Raw genomic sequence first — 18,752 nt, 5'->3', positions numbered from 1 at the left:
AAGGCGCGCGGCTGAAAAGGCTGTTCCCTGGATGAAGAAATCAGATCCTGAACTTGCTCACGATTCGGGTCATATTTTCCGCCATTTGCTTCAGCTGCTCCGATGAGCCGGCTACTTCGCCCATGGCCGCGGTTTGCTGCTCCGCCGCCGCAGCGATGCTGCCAGACAGCTTAGCCGCGGTAACCGCGATCCTTTCCAGCTCGTCGAGCGAGGCGGCGATCTCCTCGGTTCCAGCCGACATCTGCTCCGAGGAAGCCGATACCTCCTGCACCTGGCTGTTCACATCCTGAATCGATTTTACGATGGAGCTGAACGTCAGACCGGTCTGCTGGGCGATTTCCGTCCCATACCTCGCTTCATGGGCCGAGCGTTCCAGCGAATCCGCCGCCGCGCCCGTGCCGCTGCCGATTGCCGACAAAATCTCCGTGATCTGCTTGGAAGAGGACACCGAACGCTCGGCCAGCTTGCGGATTTCCTGGGCGACGACCGCGAAGCCCTTGCCATGCTCGCCCGCACGAGCCGATTCGATCGAAGCGTTCAGCGCGAGCAGATTGGTCTGGCTCGCGATCTCCGAGATCATCGCCATGATCTCTCCGATTCTGCCCCCGTGCTCCTCCAGCTCCCGTATGATCGCTGCCGTGTCGTTCAAATCGATTTCGATTTTTCTCATCTGCCCGACGACGCGCTCCATATCGCCTTCGCCATCTGCCGCTTTTTCCGACGTTTCGGCGGCGAGCTCCGATACGATGGAGGTGGATTCGGCGATGCGCTGAATACCGATCGCCATTTCCGTCATCGCCGTCTGGCATTCTCTCGTGCTCTGGAATTGCTGCTCGGAGCCGGCAGCCGCCTGGCCTGTCGATGCGGCGATCTCATTCGTTGCCTCCACGGCTTGCCTTGAGCTGTCCTGCAGCCGGTTGGCGGAGCTGGACACGCTCCTCGCTGCCAGCTGGATGTTGCCGGTCAGCTCCCGCAGGCTGGCGATCATTCGGTTGAAGGCTGCGGCTGCCTGTCCGATTTCATTTTCGCTTTTGACCGGAATTTCTTGGGTCAGGTCGCCTTGCGCCGCCAGCATCGACACTTCCGCCAGCTGCCTCAGCGGCTTGAGCGTGCGGTTCACGAAATAGATGATGAGCAGGAGCGCAGCAATAGTGAATCCGCCTCCGGCCAAAATATCCTTCCACAACATCCGGGACAGGCTTGTCTTGACGTCATCGTAATGGAAATCGACGCCGAACAAGGCGAGCGTCTTGCCTTGACCGTCCTTGATCGGAGACAAATACGATACCCACTCGCCTTCGGAATCGGTATAAGGAACCGTCAACGCGTAGCCGTCCTTCATCGCCTGCTTGAAGGCATTTTCAAAAACATCGGACATCTCGTAGACAGAGCCCGGCTGCATTGCGTCGCCATCCGTATTTCCCTGCAGATTGACAAGGGTTCGCTTGCCGCCGGCTTCCAAAGCTTCGGGCAGCATCAGATAGGCGTTGCTGATGACGAGATCTTCGGCGGACATGGCGACGAGCTGCGCCTTGAGCACTTTGAAGGCTTCTGTCGTGGCGGCTTCCTTGCGGTTCAGCACGGCCGATGCTTCCGCGATTTTTCCAGCATTGAGCTGTACTTGACCGTGCATGGCCTTGCCCAATTCGCGCAGCTGGTTGTGGAACTCATTTTTCTGGCTCTGATAGGCAAAAGCCGCGGTCAGGCTCATCACCCCGATCAAAAGGACAGCCAGCAGCAGCACGCTCGTTCGAATCAGACTTCGTTTGGGCAAGAACCGGTATTTTTTCATTCTAATAGGCAACCTCTCATGTTGGGATAGTATTATATCGACATTCGTGAGGCCATCCTTTAGACCATTCCCTGAGGCGGACAACTTTTTGATAGCGTGGCTATGATTTGGCCGAAGCTGTCCGCGGCCGGTTCCGGACACTGCCCAAAAAAAGCCCCCGGCGCCGAGCATGATACGGCCAGGCAGCCGACATCGATCGGGTTTCACCGGTACATCCTGAAGAAGCCGCGTCTTCGACACGGCTCTTTGATCGGGAACCTTTGCTTGCTCGCACACGGCTGTGCCGCCCTCCCGGCAGCCCGCTGCGGGGTGGTGCTGCGCTCTTGCCATGCACGATTTGAGCCTGTATGCGAATGCGCATAGAGAAACAACGGACCTTCTCTCACCGTCCCTTCTCCATTTCCCTTTCGGCGATCATCCGGTAATGCCTATCCGTCGGATAATCGAGCCTAATGACCTTGAAGCCGTATCGGAGCAGCATCTCCTCCATCTCCTGCGGCTCGACACGGCTCGGAGGCGGAATCCGGGCTTCATCCTGCTTCTTCATCCATTCGAGGATGAACAGCAGGCCGCCTGGCTTCACAACGCGGGCCAGCTCCCGGATCGGCTGTTCGACCGTGTCGGTCACGTGAAGCACCAGCGAGGCGATAGCCCGGTCGACGGATCGGTCCTGCAGCGGCAGCCGTTCTGCGGATGCCAGCACCGGCCGCAATTGAGGCAGGTTCTCTTCCTTCGCTTTGGCCTGCATATACGCGATCATCTCCGGTTGCGGGTCGGCCGCGACAACTTGCCCGCTTGTGAGAGATGCCGCCGGAAAGGAGAAGTAGCCCGTTCCTGCCCCGATATCCAGCACCGTCATGCCGTTCCCGATCCTCAGAGCCTGAAGCAGCCTGCCGGGAGGCAGCTGCTCCTTCCGTTCCTCGCTCTCCATTCTTTCAATCAGAGATGGACTGAATTTCTCCTTCATCATATTTCTCCTTTTCACATCGATTGCGGATGACGACGCTCCTCGAAGCCATTATCCCTCATCCCGCCGCGTACAAGCAAAAAAAGGAAGCTCCGAGGAGCTTCCTTTTTTTTTGCAGCCTATTTGATCGTCAGGTTGAACCCGCTCTGGATGTAGTTGCCGCCTGCATAGGCGATGTTCCGGGTCACCAGGTTGTTGAACGTCGCCGAGCCGTTGCCCGTGTACGTATAGATGGCTGCGCCAAGATGAGGTCCCGAGAAGCGGGATGTCGATATCCCGTCGCGGCCGGTGCCGTCGATCGTGATGTTGTTGAACACGATGTTCTCGAAGCCGCCGCCATAGCCGATCTGAACGCCGTCGCGCTGGGCGTTGATGATGTCGATGTTGGTGAAGGTGACGTTTTTGATCGCGTCGTTGGAAGCTTCCAGATCAATCGCCCCGCGCTCGCCGTTGTACAGATCCTGGCTGGTGCCGCTGTTGATGATCGTCGTATCCGAGAAGGTGATGCCGGTGTTGTTCTGGAAGTGGTAGCCTGGGAACACCGTATTCATCCGGATGCCGGAGCCGCCGACACAGTCGATGATGTAGTTGTGGTCAGCCTTGTGGCCGCTGCCGCCGAAGAAGGCGATGGCCGCCGCGCGCCAGTTGTTCTCGATCGTGTTGTAGGAGAAGGTGTTGTTCACGCCGGCCGGAGCGCCGTTCGTGTTGCTCGTCCAGACGGCGAGGCCGTCATCGCCGTTGTTGCGGATGCTGCTGTTGCGGACGGTCGAGTTGCTCGTTCCCTGCGAGAAGTTGATGCCGTCGGCAAGATTGTTGCGGATGCGGCTGTTTTCCACGACGAGCCCGCTCGCATAGATCGCAGGAGTATGGGCGTAGTCGCCGACCCACATGCCGCATTCGAAATGCTCGACCCAGACGTCATGGATGATCGAATTAGTGCCGAAATTGTCCATAAAGCCTTTGTAGACGGCGTTCTGCCCGTAACGGGAACGCAGGTTGGAGTTCATGTAGATGTTGCTGAAATCAAGCTTTCCTTTGATTCTCAGGGAGATGCCGCCGCCCGATGCATTGGGATTCGTGAACTGGATGTTCGTATACCAGATGCCGGCACCCGTGACCGTGAAGTTGTCGATCATGCTGGTGGCCGAGCCGATCTCCCACATGCTGCTCAGGTGGAAGGTGCCTTCCGGGATGTAGAGGGATTTTCCGGCCGCTACCGCTGCGGTCACGGCAGCCTTGAAGGCGGCGAGATCATCCTTGCCGTCATTGGCGAAAGCGCCGTATTCGGTGACGGACACCGAGTTGGCCGGACGGGCAACCGCTGCAGGAATCGGCTCGATCTCGATGAAGTCGACGCCGTACTCCAGGCTGTCACCGCCCTTCTGGACGCGGATCGTGTCTCCCGGCTTCAACGCCGTATCCAGCTTGAAGTGGACTTCGTCGAAGCGGAAGAGCGGCCTGCCGCCGCCCGGAGCGTCAGCCGGCATGTCGCCGGAGAAATACTGCCAGCTGTAATAAGAGGTCAGCGACACCGTTTTGGCTTTGGTTCCGTTGACATAGACGTCGAGCGAGCCGTTCTGGCCCATGCCGTCGCTCGTGTCGGGCATCGTGAAGCGCATCGTGACGCCTGCACCGCCCTGGCCTTGACGGACGGTCCACTGCAGGCTGGAGCCGTTGGACGGAAGTGCGGCGTATTTCTGTCCCGATGCTTCGGAAGCGATGAGCGACTGATCGAACGTCGGCGCCGTTCTCAGGACAGCTCCGCCGCCGAGCACCGCATCCTCCGTGTCGTAACGGCTGTACGGCATGCTGGCGCCGCGCGCCGAGTAGACCGTGAGGCTCGCGCTGCTCGTATTGTTGCTTTGCTTGGCCGGAATTTCATTGCCGTCAGCGGCTACCGTCGTCGAGACGGTATAGGTGCCGCTCGCTGCCGTCCAGCTGCCCACGCTGATATTCGCGGATGCGCCTGCTGCCAGGGAACCTGTGTAGGTGCCCGTGAAGGTTTGCAGCGTCGCTCCGGCAGCGTTTTTCAGAACGACGGTTACGGGATGGGCTCCGCCGGCGGAAGCCAGCGTACCCTGATTTTTAAGCGCGACGGTAAATGCGACCGCCGCTCCCTGCGACGGCGTGCCCGGCGACCATGACGTCACGGCGACGAGGTCGGAGCTGGACACCGGCGCTACGACGAGGTTAGTCGGGTTCGAGTAGCTGTTGTTGCCTTCATTCTGCTCGATGACGGCGTTGCTCTCGTCGACTTTGGCGCTTACCGCATACGTTGCGGCTGCTTTGGCGCCTGCATTGATCGATACATTTGCAGAAGCTCCTGCCGCAAGAGCGCCTACCGGAGCGGTGCCGGCGAGTTCGTTGTTCAGGTAGAAATTGACCGTCGTGGCGCCTGCAGCTGCAGTTCCGATGTTCTTGACGACGGCGTTCAGCGTAATGTCGCCGCTCTCGACCGGAGAAGACGGAGTCCAGGACATGCCGGTAATGGTCAAGTCCGGATTAGGCGCTGGCGTGCCGAACACTTGGAACTCGGCAATCTGGCCGGCAGGGGCGCCGGAGTTCGCCGTAATGTTCAGCTGGAGGCGCTTGACCGTCGCGGAGACCGGAATCGTCACCGTATTGCCGGTTGCGGGATTGAACGTATAGGACTGGGCAGAGACGAGATTGCTGAAGGAGCCGGCGTTCTGATCCGCTCCAAGAACTTGGATCGTTTGCGTGCGAGTCCCCCATTCCGAAGCCGGATTCAGCTTGAGGACGACGGAAGTGATGCTCTGGTTGGAACCGAAATCGAGAGTCAGCGTGCTCGGGTTGCTTCCTCCCTCCCAATAGGTGGATGTATTGTTGTCATTTGCATTTGCAGCTACGTAGGTCTGCGTGCTGGAAGAGGCTGTAATCGATTTCCCTACGGCGATGTTGCTGCCTGCCGGAGGAGTCGGAGTCGGCGTGGCCGAAGGCGTAGGGGTTACTGTAGGGGTTGGCGTTGGTGTTGGCGTTGGCGTTGGTGTTGGAGTAGGCGTGGGAGTAGGCGTTGGCGCCGTCGCTCCGTAGATCTCAAGCTCCGACAGCTGGCCTGCTGGCCAGCCCGTATTGGCCGTGAAATTCAGGCGGACGTAGCGGGCGCTGGCAGCGCTGAAGTTGATCGTGACGCTGTTGCCGGCGACGGATGGATTGAATGTATACCCGGCCGATCCGACGATGTTCGTGAACGTCGAGCCGTTCGCGCTGCCCTGTATCGAGAGCGTTTGCGTACGAGTCTCCCATCCGGACGGAAGCTTGAGCACGATCTGGTCGATGCTCGTGCTGGCGCCAAGGTCGACTTGGATCCACTGCGGGAAGGCGTTGTTCGTGCTTTCCCAGTAAGTTCCCTGATTGCTGTCCTTGACATTGTCGGGGCTGTACGTCTGCGACTGGCCGCTGGCGGTGACGGTTTTGCCGAGCGTCAGATTCGCGCCTCCTGCAGCGGTGGCGGGAGCGATGGGGCCGGCAGCCTGGAAGAAGCCGGCGGCGATCAGGACGAGCACCAACATCCAGTTCATATATTTAGTGCGGATACGCATTATAGTCCTCCTCGGGTTCGATTGGTTCGCGGCATAATCGCTTGAATACGACTGAATCAGCAGGTCGGCCAAATCCGTATATTCCAAATTCAAAGCGCTTTCAATTCTTGGGCTGCCATCACCTTCTTCGCTGGGATGATTGGTTGGCGATCCTCCTTTCACGGACATGCATCCTCATTATAAAGGTTGATTTGCCCCATGATGGAGTCGCGATCTTACGGAAAAGAGGTGCGATTCTATGTTTTTCCCGACGATGGCGCCGGAGGAAAACAAAAGGCCTCGATGCCTATGGCATCGGGCCTCTCCAAATCGCTTTTTTGGATCCGCGTCTCTAGAAACAAGACGAGATCAGATCATGAAGCTGGGGCCGGATCCGCAGAATAGCGTCCGTGCGGCCGAAATGGACCCGGTTGGTCAGCAGGACGATCTGCAGCTCCCGCTCCGGATCGAACCAAATGCTCGTCCCCGTAAAGCCGGTATGGCCATAGGATGCCGCCGACAGCAGGCTTCCTGCGGAATTCGGGCTGTCCGGATTGGCCAGCTGCCAGCCCAAGCCGCGGAATTCGCCGGCGAAGGGAGTCTGGTTCCGCCGAGCTTCTGCCAGCCATGATTCCGCCAAGATCTCCCTTCCTTCATGCCTTCCTCCGGCATGAATCATGGATGCGAACTTCAGCACATCCTCCGCGGTGGAGAACAATCCCGCGTGCCCGCTTATTCCTCCCATCCGCTCCGCCTTTTCGTCATGGACGACGCCGCGCTTGTAAGCTCCTGCTACCTCGGAGTATTCCGTGGAGGCGTATCGGGAAGGTTCGAATGACGGAAGAAACCCCGTATCCTTCATCCCCAGAGGAGCGTAGATCTCCCTCTCCAAAAACGAAGTAAACGGTTCCCCGGCCGCCTGCTCCGCGATAAGCTGCAGCAGAATGAAGCCGAGATCGCTGTAGACGACCTCCTTGCCCGGCGTGCTCAACGGACGTTCGCTCCGCACGCGCTCCAGCAGCTCTTCCCTGTTCATCGCCATCACTTCCTTCATAGGCAGTCCGGCTCGAAGGCCGGATGTATGGGTCAGCAGATGACGGATCGTGATGGGATGCTCGGCGTAATCCGCATACCCGCGGATATGGCCGCCTATCGTGTCGTCCATAGAAAGCCTGCCATCTCCAGCCAGCTTGAGAATGGCCGGCAGCGTGGCCAGCACCTTCGTCAAGGAAGCCATATCGAATACGGTGTCCCATTCCATGGCTTCCTTTTGCGGATAGACGGCTCTGCAGCCGTAGGCTCTCCTCAGGACAGGCTGTCCCTGGACGGCTACAGCAAGCACGGCTCCCGGCAAATGTCCGTCCCTGACCTCCTGCTCCATGAATGCGTCAATGCGGGATTCGTCCATCTCTCCCATGAACCTGCCTCCTCCTTTGGCCATCTCGGCCGCCGCAAGCTGCGGCGAATGATGCTCCTCCTTTTATCTTCCATCAATACGCAGCGGTTGGCAATGCCGACTCTGTTATAGGCGAATGTTCCCTTTCCGGCGTGATTGACATCTGGTAGTGATCAAGGCCATTCCATAGGATGAAAAGGCTCTGGAGCAAGGACTCTCAGGACCGGACCGGGAACGATGCTTGCTGGGACCGGGAAGCACATACCGATATTGGAGGCGTTATTCCGAGGCTGTGCGTGTTCTGCGTCAGGGAGTAGCGGAATTTCCCGGCAATCGGGCCTTGAAGGTGTATCTCTCCATGGCTCTCTACAATACCGGGCATACAAGGAGAGCGTCCGGCTTCTTCATCGCCAATCTGATGGAGTCGCCCGAGGATGACTCTTGCCGTACTTCAAGCGCGGAATTTCAGCTTATGCAGACAAAAAAAAGAACGCCGCAGTCCGCAGCGTTCTTTCTGGCATTCGTTGTCCTGCTTATACCTTCACGAAGCGCCACTTCTGCGCACCCGTGCCGTTGTCGGTCCAGATCTGCACGTTGGTGCCGTCAGCGGTTCCCGACGAGGCGACATCAAGCGCCTTGTTGCTGCCGACGCCGATGACCTTGAAGCTGCCGTCCCCGTTGTCGATGATTCTCCAGTTCTGAGCGTTGTTGCCGTTCTGATTCGCGATCTGCACATTCGTGCCGTCGGCTGTCCCCGCCCCAGCGACGTCAAGCGCCTTGCCGCTCGCCGGATTGATCAGCTTGAACGTTCCATCCGCATTTGCGACTGCTTGCCAGCGCTGGGCTCCGGTTCCGTTGTCCGTGTAGATCTGGACATTGGTGCCGTCTGCGGTTCCTGCTGCATAAATATCAAGCGCCTTGTTGCTGTTGACGTTGATCAGCTTGTAGACGGCTCCGGCTTCGATCGGCGAAGAGGTCGACGTTCCTTGCGTATAGACACGGACATAATCGACGGTCATCGTCTGAGGGAATACCGTCGAAGCGTTCGGGTTGCCCGGCCAGTTGCCGCCGACAGCGAGGTTCATGATCATGAAGAACGGATGGTCGAACACCCATGTCTGGCCCGCTCCGAGCTGGCTCTTGTTGAACGTATGATACAGATTGCCGTCTACATACCAGCGGATTTGCGTCGGCTCCCACTCGACTCCAAACACATGGAAGGCGTCCTTGAACGAGCCGCTCGGAAGCTTGTAGGCCTTGCTTATGCCTCCGGCGCCGGAGTAACCGGGACCATGCACGGTTCCGTAAACGGTGCTGGTGTCATGGCCCAGGTACTCCATGATGTCGAGCTCGCCGCTGCCCGGCCAGCCGGCAGAGTCGATGTTGTTGCCGAGCATCCAGAAGGCCGGCCAGATGCCTTGGCCGTAAGGAAGCTTGATGCGGGCTTCGAATTTGCCGTAGGCTTGGTTGAACTTGCCTTTGGTCAGCAGGCGGGCGGAAGTGTAGGACATGCCGCCGACGTTCTCCTTGATCGCTTTGATGACCAGATTTCCGCCGCCGTCCAGGTAGGAGTTGTTGCGGCTGTTCGTGTAATATTCCAGCTCGTTGTTGCCCCATCCGCCGCCGCCGATGTCATAGCCCCATTTGCTGCCATCCGGCGCGGAGCCGGACGCTCCGTTGAATTCATCGCTCCAGGACAGGTTCCAGGTCGGCGCCGCTTGGGCTGAAGGCATGCGGACACCTCCCAGGCTGATCAGAAGAACGACGGCCATCGCAAGCATCGCAATCGTTCTCATTCTCGTTTTTGCTTCCATGTCATTTCCTCCTCTTCCTTCGTTTAATTATGAAGCGCTTTCAAAAGGATTCAGTTGTTCGCCCTTCAGGCTCTTCGCACCTCCCTATCGAAAAATGGAAACTAATAACGGATGCTATTTTATTATGAACCTATCTCCATAAAAGTAAATTCCCATTATTTAGGGTCACTGGATTTCGGGTGCGGCATCGATCCGGCATCGGATCCGCCCCCTGACGTCTTTCGGCTGTTGTCCTTCCCTGCGACCTTTGTTAGCATGAAGGCATATCCATTTCTCGAATCGCAGGTGACCGTTATGAATACGCAAGAGCCCAAAGTCTTCCGTACGGCTGTCGAGGCCGCGCTGGAAGCGATCGGCGGAAAGTGGAAGCCCGTCATCCTGTTTCATCTCACCTTCGGTATGAAACGAAACGGCCAGCTGCTCCGGCTCATCCCGGACATCACCCAGAAGGTGCTGACCCAGCAGCTGCGGGAGCTTCAGCATTCCGGCATCGTGAGACGGATTTCCTACGACGAGATCCCTCCGCGGGTGGAATACGACCTGACCGGGTTCGGCCGGACGCTGGAGCCGCTCCTGCACTCGATGTGCCTGTGGGGAGAATCCTATATCAGACAGGCTTACGGAGAAGCGGCGATCGTGCTGCATTCTCCAGACAGCCGGGACGACGACAGCCTATGATTCGCCAAAAACCGTGCCAAGGCACGGTTTTTGGTGAGAAAGAACAAAAATCATGGAATGATGCGGCGAAGGCGCAAATCATCAAAGATCTCCTTGAACCGCTTCTCGGTATCGACGAATTCATGAAAGCCGAAGCGTCTGGCCTTGGAGCTGTCCGCAAAAAAGTCATAGTCCCAGGAAAACACGAAATCTCCGAATCCCCAGGAAGACACCTCCTTGTAGGGATGAGGCTCCAGGCCGTATTTCTCCCTCATCCGGTTCCATAGCGGCTCCTTGTCCGCCATGACCGTCGACAGAGACATCGGGAGCGGAGGAGCTGCTTCCATCCCGAAATAGGAAGCGATGCGCGGCCACATGTCGTCCCAACGGAACAGGTCTCCATTGGCGATGTTGAAAGCTTGATTGGCGCATCTCTCATCCGTCGCCGCCCATACGGTCGCGCGGGCCAGCAGTCCGGCGTCGGTCATCTCGAGCAGGCTGCCGTAAGCGCCGGGCTTGCCGGGAAACCGCAGCGGGATGCCCAGCTCCTTGGATATGGAGGCATACACGGCGATGACCAGGGCCAGATTCATCGGATTGCCGAGGGCGAAGCCTGTGACGACGGACGGCCTCATGGCCGACCATGTCCATGACTTTCCGATCTGGCGCTCCTCCAGGAACTGCTGCTGATCCACATTGAATTCAGGCGGCATATGATAGGCATCGGTTTCTTTGGCCGGCGTCTTGAACGGTCCGAGATGGGCTCCGTAGACTTTGTAGCCCTGCATGAGACTGACATGGCGGAGGCCGGGAGCGGCCGCTTCGACGGCATCGACCGTGTTGACCAGCATCGCCACATTGGGCTCCACCAGCTCCGCCCATGTCGGCCGGTCCTGATAGGCGGCATAGAAGATATGCGTCACGCCGCTCAATCCCCCGAGCTTCTCTCTTGAATCGGCGGGGTCGAGCAGGTCTGCGGCTATATAGCGGAGACGGGCCGACGGTTCGCCGCCTCTGCGCGACACTCCGATGATTTCCCAGTCCGGCAGGGATGCCAGATGTTCGATCAGGTTGCGGCCAATTACTCCAGAAGCTCCTGTTACCAGAGCGACTTTGCGTTTGCTGTCCTGGCTTTTCTTCAAATTCGTTCAGCTCCTTGACTTGTCATAAGCCGATTATGGAGCTTTTCGAACGAGGCTGTAAGTCCGCACTTCCAGGTCACTGGAGCACCTCCAGGTACCTGTCCCTGTCTTGTTCAAGTCCCTGCTTTCCATGCTCGCTCCGCCTTCAGGCACATATCTTCAACCGTTAGACGCTGTCTGCAGCAATCAAGCGCTTCCTCCTCTCCTCGGGATTCAGCCGGCGCTGCCTTCCGGATCGGCCAGCGTCGATTTCCCGGCAGGCCGCTTCCGTCCGAGCGAAGGAGCCGCCGCCAAGACCGCGTAGCCGAGCAGCCCTCCAAATCCGTTCAGGATGATGTCGTCCACATCGAAGGTTCCCATCATGAACAGAGCCTGGGAGCTTTCCAGCAGCAAGCTTGCCGCTGCCGACATGACGGCCGCTCCGAGAGCGTTCAGTCTCGTCTCCTGCCGGGCAAACCAGCCCAGCGGGATGAATAGGGCGATATTGCCGGTGAAGTTGATGAATTGATGGCGGCTTTGAAGATGATGCAGATTTTGACGGATGGATTGGAAAGGCGTCAGGTTCGCCGTCGCCGCGAAGCGGCCCCGGATCGATTCCGCCCTCTCTGGGATATGCATCAGCTGCTCCCCCAATAACCGGAGATCTACAGGACCAAACTTGAACAGAATGATTTTAACCAAAAGGTACAGATATGCGGCCAGCAGCATAAGCATCGGCGCTTTTTTTTCGTATCGTCATGGGCATGAGCTTCTCCTTCGTCTTCTGTTGTCCGATAAGCATAAGAGAGAAAGCTTAAGCCACGCTCGGCAAAAGATAAGGTTTTTCTTAAATCCGATGCCAGGATGGATCCGATACATAAAAGTATAGTAGGTATACCGGTGATACTTAACGTAAAACTTCTTCACTACTATCGGAATCGGCTACCAATGCCTATAATGAAGACAAGCTTTGCAAGCGTTTTTAACTCATTCTATCGTTACCGTTCAGGAGGTATCATCATGCCGAAAGTGGTCATTACCGGTGGCAGCGGAATGCTGGGTCAGCATGTGCTGCGGCATTTTGTCGATCAAGGCTACGACGTGCTCAACGTCGATGCTGTCCGTCCCAAGGAACATATCTGCCCTACCCTGATCGCGGATCTCACCAACCTTGGCGAGGTTTACAGCGTTCTCGCCGGGGCCGATGCCGTCGTGCATCTGGCCGCGATCCCGGCCGCCCATATCCGGACGCCTGAAGTCACCTTCGAGAACAACGTCGTATCGACATACAACGTTCTGGAAGCGGCTGCCGGCCTGGGCATCGCCAAGGCGGTCATCGCTTCCAGCGAGTCCTCCTACGGCATCGTATTTGCCGTCAACAGGCTCGAACCGGCCTATGTGCCGATCGACGAGGAGCATCCGCAGCTGCCGCAGGACAGCTACGGCCTCTCCAAGGTCGTCAACGAGCAGACGGCGGACATGTTCCACCGGCGCACCGGGATGCAGGTCGTATCCATGCGCATCGGCAACGTCATCATTCCGGAGCGCTACGCCGATTTCCCTTCCTTCATCCATGATCCGGAACAGCGGGAGACGATCATGTGGAGCTATATCGATGCCCGGGACATCGCCGAAGCCTGCCGCCTGGCTGTCGAGACAGACGGATTGGGATCGGTCGCGCTCAATCTGGCGGCCGACGATACGAGCAGCGCCATTCCGAGCCGGGAGCTTCTCGCCGCCCGCTACCCGAATGTGAAGGATGTCCGCCACCCGCTGGACGGCCATGAGACTTTGTTCAGCAATGCCAAGGCGAAGAAGCTGCTCGGCTGGCAGCCGAAGCATGCATGGAGAACTTACGTCAAGGAATCCTGATATGAACCGTTCCGTCGCATTGTTCTTCTCGTTTTACTTCATTCTTTTCATGGGGAACGCCCTTTACAGCACCTTCATTCCGGTCTATTTCCAGGACAAGGGCTTCTCGGCCTCCCAGATCGGCACCCTGCTCAGCATCGGGCCGTTCATCGCCGTCCTGGCGCAGCCGATGTGGGGGTCGGTCAGCGACAAGTCCCGCACCAAAAACCGGGTGCTGCAGATTCTGCTGATCGGCAGCGGCGTCTCAATGCTGCTGTACCCGCTTTCGGATGCCTTCGTCTACCTGATGATTTTGATCGGCGTCTTCACCTTGTTCCAGACGTCGACCGGGGCCATCGGCGACGCCATTACGCTCGAAGCGCTCGGCAGCCAGGCATCCAGCTACGGCATCATCCGGCTCGGAGGAACGCTTGGCTTCGCGCTGATGTCGATTGTATTCGGCTCTTATGCCAAGTCGCATGTCGACAGCATGTTCCCGGTCTATGCGGCCGTCATGCTGGTCTCCCTGCTTTTGCTGCTCCGCTATCCGACGATCGGAGGCCATCAGTTCGCAGGCCGGCGGATGCGGATCTGGGAGCTGTTCAAAAACCGCAAGCTCGTCCTTTATCTCGGCATCTGCTTCGCCGTCAACGTCACGCTGGGATACTATTATGCGTTCTTCCCCCTATACTACAAGGAGCTGGGCGCAGACAACGGCTTGCTGGGCTGGTCGATGGTCATCTCGGCGCTGAGCGAGGTGCCGTTCCTGCTTCTGTCGTCCCGGCTGTTCAGCCGGTTCAGCATTTCATCCATTCTGCTTGTTGCATCAGGAGCCGCAGCCGTTCGCTGGCTGCTGTTCGGGTTGATCGACAATCCGCTTGCCATCCTGTCCGTGCAAGCTCTGCACGGCATGATCTTCATCGTCGTCTCGGTGACGATGTCCGTCTTCATCAACAAGGAAGTGCCGCAGGAGCTGCGCGCGAGCGGGCAGACGCTGAACGCCCTGCTCAATCTCGGCGCGGCCCGGATTATCGGCAGCTACGCGGGCGGATTCGCCAGCGAAGCCGCCGGAATGCAGACGGTGTTCCTCTATTGCGCGATCGTTACGTTCGTCAGCCTCGCAGTTTTTGCCGGCATCGGGCTGAGGAATCGAGCAGGTTCTGCAGAGATGCACGGGTAACCCGAGTCTATAAATAAGCAAAGGGGCTTTCCCAGTCATGTTCATGACGGATGGGAAAGCCCCTTTTTCGGCTTCAGCTTGCTTTGCTAGTTGTTGTTTTTGGAAGGACGGGCATTACGACTTCAACGGCTGCAATTCCTTGATGTACCAGGCATCGCAGGCATAGTGCTCCGAGCCTTCTAGAGGCGCTTCCAGCCCGGTGAAGCCATGCTTTTCGTAAAAGCGTGCGGCCGCCTTCATCGAGGTCAGCGTCTCGAGATAACAGCGTTCATAATGGACGCTTGCGAAGTCCAGCGCGGCCTCCATGAGCTTCGCCGCCATGCCGGAGCCTCTTGCGCCGGGCAGTAGATACATCTTTTGCAGCTCGCACACCTCGTTGGAATCCGCGAATGGAGCGATGCCGCATCCGCCTTCGATAGTCCCTTCGTTTTCAATGACCCAATACTTGCGCCCCGGGGCATCGTAATAACCGCTCAGATTGTCCAAGCTCTTGTCCGCCCAGGCTAGTCCTTCCCGGTTCCCTCCGAATTCGATCAGGCATTGGCGGATGATCGACGCTATGGCGGCATCGTCGCGTTCTTCAAGCTCGCGGATGAACATGAGTCCACTTCCTTTATCCCATGATGATCGGCTGCAAGTAGAAAACCCGCAAGGACATGCCCTACGGGTGCAGCGAATTATTTGGTCAGCACCTCCCGGAAAAATTGGTCCAGCACTGCCGAATCCGTCAGCCGGGCATTGCAGCTGTCGCTGCTCAGGCACATATAGTTGCCGATGGCCTTGTAATAATCGGGCGAGGCATGCAGCGGCCGATGCTTGGTCACCGCCGTGAACAGCGCGACCTCGCCGTGGCCACGGCATAGGAAGCACGTATTCTTTTTCGTGCCTGCCGGCGAGAACCTGCCTTCGATTCCGGCCGGCTTGCCGTCCAGCTCATGCACGAGGAACATCTTGCCGCTGCCGATATCGGTCCATCCGAGATACGTGACTTTCCAGAAATCGATCTTGTCCAAATCGGGCACTTTGAGCTTTTTCGCTTTTGGGAACAGCTTTTTCAGCTGTCCTTCAGTAACGGCTGGGAAACTCAAGCGGTAGTGCTCAAGCGCCTCCATGCCTTTTGCGAATTGCTGCGGAGAGCTGAGTTCCACCAGTCCCAGCACCAGCAAGCGCTGATCGGAATCGGCAGCCTGGAAAGCTTCATCCAGCACGGCATGCACGCTCATCTGCACCGACTCCACCACCTTCGGATCGGAGACGGTCGTACAAGTATTTTGCAGAAGCTTGACTTGTTTTTGAATAAGATTGAATTCATGGTTTCGAATAAATGGTTGGCCCATCGCTTTTCAGCCCCTTATTTTTTGGATTCAAGCAAATAAGGTGCAAAGCCCATTTATGGAAACGATCGATCGGGCGATTGGTTTTATCCCTTCATCAATAGCCCCATGCAAAGAATCGCCCCTTAAACAGGCTCTGCATGGGTGAAGCTATTCCCGGCAATGTGATTTGCCATCGCTACCAGCCTCCCTTTACCACCAGTATAGGCGATAGCAGGCGGCCGGGGCAATGCCGCAATCGGTAAAAAACGGCTCCGGAGCTTCAGAACGGCTTGTCCACGCCGAGCAGGCCGTACAGCTCATCCAGCTCGCGGATGTCGTACGTCGGTACGATACCGGAGCCGGCCGGCTTGCCGTCCGGATTGAACCAGCAAGTATCCAGGCCGGCATTCTGTCCCCCCTTGATGTCCGCGCTGAGCGAATCTCCAATGATTAAGGCCTCGTCGGGAACGAAGCCGGGAATGCGCTCGAACACATAATCGAAAAAGGCCTTCATCGGCTTCTGGAACCCGGTGTCTTCGGAGACGAATACGTTGCGGAACATCGGGAACAGCCCGGATGCCTGCAGCCGCTTGTGCTGAGTAGCGGAAACTCCGTTCGTGACGATGAACAGGTCGTATCGGGGCTCGAGAGCGGTGATCAAGGCCAAGGCGCCCTTGACCTCGTCATGGCCTTGCTCCAGAAGCTTGCGGTACTGCGCTTCCACGGCGACGCCGTCCACTTCCCGGCCATATTCCTTGAACAGCAGCGAGTACCTCGTGTTCACGACTTCATCCCGGGAGAGCTTTCCTTCTTCGAATGCCCTCCACAGGCTGCCGTTGATCTCCTTGTAGCGGAAATGAAGCTCTTCATCCAGCGCAAGGCCGTGCTCGGAGCACAAGAGGCTCAGAGCCATCCTTTCGGCGGCTCCAAAATCGAGCAAGGTGTCGTCCACATCGAAAAGCAGCGTTTTGTATGCTTTCACTTTAAGCCCTCCATATCAGCATGTTCGCGAACGGCGCCGCGAGCGTTCCGCTTGTTGCCCGACAGCTTGAATACGGCGGCTCCTCCGATGACGACAAGCACTCCGATGAGCTGCTTCATCGTGAAATCCACCTTTTCCAGTCCGAGCCATCCGAGCGAATCCAGCATGAGCGCCAGAATCAGCTGGGAGCTGAGAGCGACGAGAACGCCATAGGTTGGACCCAGATGCTTGATCCCCTGAACCATGCAGACGACAACGCCGACTCCGAGCAGTCCGCTGAAGGCGAACCAGGCTTCCATATTCCCGAGACGGAACATCCTGGTTCCCTGAAACAGCAGGCCCAGCGTCAAGGAGGCCGCGAAGCCGAGGCCGAGAACAAGCGCCGTTGTCACCCAGGTGCCGGTTTTTTCGCTGACTTTGCTGTTGAATATATTTTGCAGGCTGAGCAGGCAGCCGGCCAGAATCGACAATGATATTCCCGTCATCATCTTGAGTCAGCTCCTTTCATACAAGTTGCGGCTGGCGAGCGCCTCGAGCTTCCCTCGATCCAGGATGGAGATCACGCCTTTGGAGCGCCGGATGCATCCATCCGCGGCAAACTGCTTCAACACCCGGTTCACATGCCGGTAGCTCGTTCCAATCAGATTGGCGGCATCTCTCAGCATGGAAGCCCGAAGCTCCCCCTGGAACAACGGATCGGTCTCGTCGTACGATACCGAGAGCAGATAGCTGGCAAGCCTGATCTCCACCGGGTACATCAGATTGAAGCTCAAGGAATTCGACTTCGCATAAAACTTTTTGGTGAGGATATCAAGAAGGAACCGCAGAAACGGTGGGTGATCGTCTCCATGCAGGGCAAGCCAGCGGTGATGGACGCCGATCATGGCGACGGGCGATACCGCTTCGACCGTATTCAGAAAATCCGCTTTCTGCACATATTCGAGATCTCCGATTACTTCCAGCGGCGTTTTGAAGGAAAGAATAAGCGACTTCCCCTCTTCGGAGGTCGTGAAGATCTTCACCTTGCCCTTAACCAGCACATACACGCTGTCGGCGGCATCTCCCTGGCTGCAGATCAATTCGCCTTGGTCGAACCGGCGCAAGGTGAGATGCGGCAGCAGCGGCTTGCCGAAGACGTCTTCGAGGCCATGAAGCTTCAAGTATTTATCCGGAGCTTCTCTATGAATTGTTGCCTTTTTCTCATGATTTTAACACCATGCTCCGCCAGCTGCATGTTCCATACTTCCATCATCGCAGGCTGGACGGAGCCCGGCCCCGTTGACTTGAGGTAGTTGTTGCGCTGCAGCAGAATCTTGGAGTATTGCTGGAGCGTATGCAAGTACCCCGGCTGCACCTGGCCGATCTCCATATCGAGAAAGCGGCGGCGAATCCCCGGCGTCCCTTTGACGATCTCCAGATCCTCCGGAGCGAACATGACCACGTTGAGCGTGCCGACGAAACCGCTCAGCTTGCGCTGCTCCAGCCCGTTGATCTTCGCTTTCTTGCCTTGGGCGGAATAGACCAGATCCAGCGACACGTTCCCGTATTTCTTCTCCACTTCTCCATGAACGGATGCTTCCTTGCCATTCCAGCCGATCAGCTCGCGATCTTTGGAGGTCCGATGCGACTTGGTGAGAGCCAAGGCGAAGATGGACTCCAGCAGATTGGTTTTGCCCTGCGCGTTCGGCCCGATGAACAGGTTGACCTTATGGCTGGTGCCGAGCTCAAGCTCCTCGTAATTCCGGTAGTTTTTCAACTTGATTTCGTGTAGGAACACCTGTTCAATCCCCCTGGCTGAAGCCTTGTCCGCGTGGGGCGGACATTACTCGGCGAGACGAGTTCATGATCTCTGAACCTGAAAGGATCCGAACCCCTCTACTTCGACTTTGTCCCCGTCATACAGCTTGCGTCCTCGCCGATTGTCCGGCTCTTCGTTGATGAGAACGGCGTATTCCTGGAGGAAGAACTTGGCCTGTCCTCCGGAATCGATGCAGTCGGCCAGTTTGAGGAATTGGCCGAGAGCGATGTATTCGGTCTTGATCGTGATGGTTTTCATGGCGTTAGCCCTCCTTGGGATGTTGAAAAAAGGGGTTGGAACAAAAGAAGCGGACGGTCCGTGCGCGAATGCGCGGGATCG

General features: G+C 57.5%; 16 protein-coding genes and 1 pseudogene. 3 read left to right on the top strand and 14 right to left on the bottom strand.

Features of this window, described 5'->3' with window-relative positions; translation table 11 throughout:
- Positions 1-40 precede the first annotated feature (40 nt).
- From BN871_RS02800 to BN871_RS02780, 5 genes are all read right to left on the bottom strand, one after another.
- Positions 41-1,792 (bottom strand): methyl-accepting chemotaxis protein, encoded by a 1,752-nt coding sequence (locus tag BN871_RS02800; RefSeq protein WP_048744334.1) that lies wholly within the window; start codon positions 1,790-1,792, stop codon positions 41-43.
- Between the two features lie 382 nt (positions 1,793-2,174).
- On the bottom strand, positions 2,175-2,759 hold the full coding sequence (locus BN871_RS02795) for a class I SAM-dependent methyltransferase (RefSeq protein ID WP_048744332.1): 585 nt from the start codon (positions 2,757-2,759) through the stop codon (positions 2,175-2,177).
- A 119-nt stretch (positions 2,760-2,878) separates the two neighbouring features.
- On the bottom strand, positions 2,879-6,319 hold the full coding sequence (locus BN871_RS02790) for a discoidin domain-containing protein (protein ID WP_374725871.1): 3,441 nt from the start codon (positions 6,317-6,319) through the stop codon (positions 2,879-2,881).
- A gap of 331 nt (positions 6,320-6,650) precedes the next feature.
- Entirely contained in the window at positions 6,651-7,715 is a 1,065-nt protein-coding gene (locus tag BN871_RS02785; protein ID WP_232312771.1) for a serine hydrolase, read from the bottom strand.
- 512 nt (positions 7,716-8,227) lie between these two features.
- The gene (locus tag BN871_RS02780; RefSeq protein WP_021877959.1) at positions 8,228-9,508 is read right to left on the bottom strand and encodes an RICIN domain-containing protein; all 1,281 of its coding nucleotides are present in this window, start codon (positions 9,506-9,508) and stop codon (positions 8,228-8,230) included.
- Between the two features lie 294 nt (positions 9,509-9,802).
- Here BN871_RS02780 and BN871_RS02775 point away from each other — a divergent pair, with 294 nt between their 5' ends.
- Positions 9,803-10,186 carry a helix-turn-helix domain-containing protein gene (locus BN871_RS02775; RefSeq protein ID WP_048744330.1) on the top strand — a complete coding sequence of 128 codons (384 nt, stop codon included), beginning with the start codon at positions 9,803-9,805 and terminating at the stop codon, positions 10,184-10,186.
- A gap of 50 nt (positions 10,187-10,236) precedes the next feature.
- Here BN871_RS02775 and BN871_RS02770 read toward each other — a convergent pair whose 3' ends face one another.
- Together BN871_RS02770 and BN871_RS02765 are read right to left on the bottom strand one after the other, a co-directional pair.
- Positions 10,237-11,307, bottom strand: a complete 1,071-nt coding sequence (locus BN871_RS02770; RefSeq protein WP_021877957.1) for an SDR family oxidoreductase — start codon at positions 11,305-11,307, stop codon at positions 10,237-10,239.
- A gap of 213 nt (positions 11,308-11,520) precedes the next feature.
- Positions 11,521-12,015 (bottom strand): VanZ family protein, encoded by a 495-nt coding sequence (locus tag BN871_RS02765; protein WP_198157996.1) that lies wholly within the window; start codon positions 12,013-12,015, stop codon positions 11,521-11,523.
- A gap of 291 nt (positions 12,016-12,306) precedes the next feature.
- On the opposite strand from BN871_RS02765, the gene BN871_RS02760 reads away from it, so the two are divergent.
- Both BN871_RS02760 and BN871_RS02755 read left to right on the top strand, forming a co-directional pair.
- Positions 12,307-13,158 (top strand): NAD(P)-dependent oxidoreductase, encoded by an 852-nt coding sequence (locus BN871_RS02760; RefSeq protein WP_048744327.1) that lies wholly within the window; start codon positions 12,307-12,309, stop codon positions 13,156-13,158.
- A 1-nt stretch (position 13,159) separates the two neighbouring features.
- Positions 13,160-14,317: an MFS transporter gene (locus BN871_RS02755; protein ID WP_048744325.1), complete on the top strand. Its 1,158-nt coding sequence runs from the start codon at positions 13,160-13,162 to the stop codon at positions 14,315-14,317.
- Positions 14,318-14,431: 114 nt separating this feature from the next.
- Here BN871_RS02755 and BN871_RS02750 read toward each other — a convergent pair whose 3' ends face one another.
- The 7 genes and pseudogenes from BN871_RS02750 to yaaA form a co-directional block, all read right to left on the bottom strand.
- A complete protein-coding gene (locus BN871_RS02750) occupies positions 14,432-14,917 on the bottom strand; it encodes a GNAT family N-acetyltransferase (protein WP_048744323.1) in 486 nt (161 codons plus the stop codon).
- 77 nt (positions 14,918-14,994) lie between these two features.
- On the bottom strand, positions 14,995-15,654 hold the full coding sequence (locus BN871_RS02745; protein ID WP_048744321.1) for a FusB/FusC family EF-G-binding protein: 660 nt from the start codon (positions 15,652-15,654) through the stop codon (positions 14,995-14,997).
- Between the two features lie 259 nt (positions 15,655-15,913).
- A complete protein-coding gene (locus BN871_RS02740; RefSeq protein ID WP_021881563.1) occupies positions 15,914-16,615 on the bottom strand; it encodes a YjjG family noncanonical pyrimidine nucleotidase in 702 nt (233 codons plus the stop codon).
- Positions 16,612-17,103, bottom strand: a complete 492-nt coding sequence (locus tag BN871_RS02735; RefSeq protein WP_021881564.1) for a DMT family transporter — start codon at positions 17,101-17,103, stop codon at positions 16,612-16,614. Before BN871_RS02735 ends, BN871_RS02740 begins: the two co-directional genes overlap by 4 nt.
- Before the next feature lie 6 nt (positions 17,104-17,109).
- Positions 17,110-17,775, bottom strand: coding sequence for a Crp/Fnr family transcriptional regulator (locus tag BN871_RS02730; protein WP_232312769.1), 666 nt, complete (start codon positions 17,773-17,775; stop codon positions 17,110-17,112).
- 8 nt (positions 17,776-17,783) lie between these two features.
- Positions 17,784-18,392, bottom strand: a pseudogene (gene recF / locus BN871_RS02725) (DNA replication/repair protein RecF); the annotation flags it as partial.
- A 63-nt stretch (positions 18,393-18,455) separates the two neighbouring features.
- Positions 18,456-18,671: a S4 domain-containing protein YaaA gene (yaaA, locus tag BN871_RS02720; protein ID WP_048744316.1), complete on the bottom strand. Its 216-nt coding sequence runs from the start codon at positions 18,669-18,671 to the stop codon at positions 18,456-18,458.
- Positions 18,672-18,752: the final 81 nt, after the last annotated feature.

Source organism: Paenibacillus sp. P22 (genome assembly GCF_000469945.2).
GTDB lineage: Bacteria > Bacillota > Bacilli > Paenibacillales > Paenibacillaceae > Paenibacillus_O > Paenibacillus_O humicus.
Note: the sequence above shows the minus strand (reverse complement) of the source record. Positions and strands in the feature narration are given on the sequence as shown.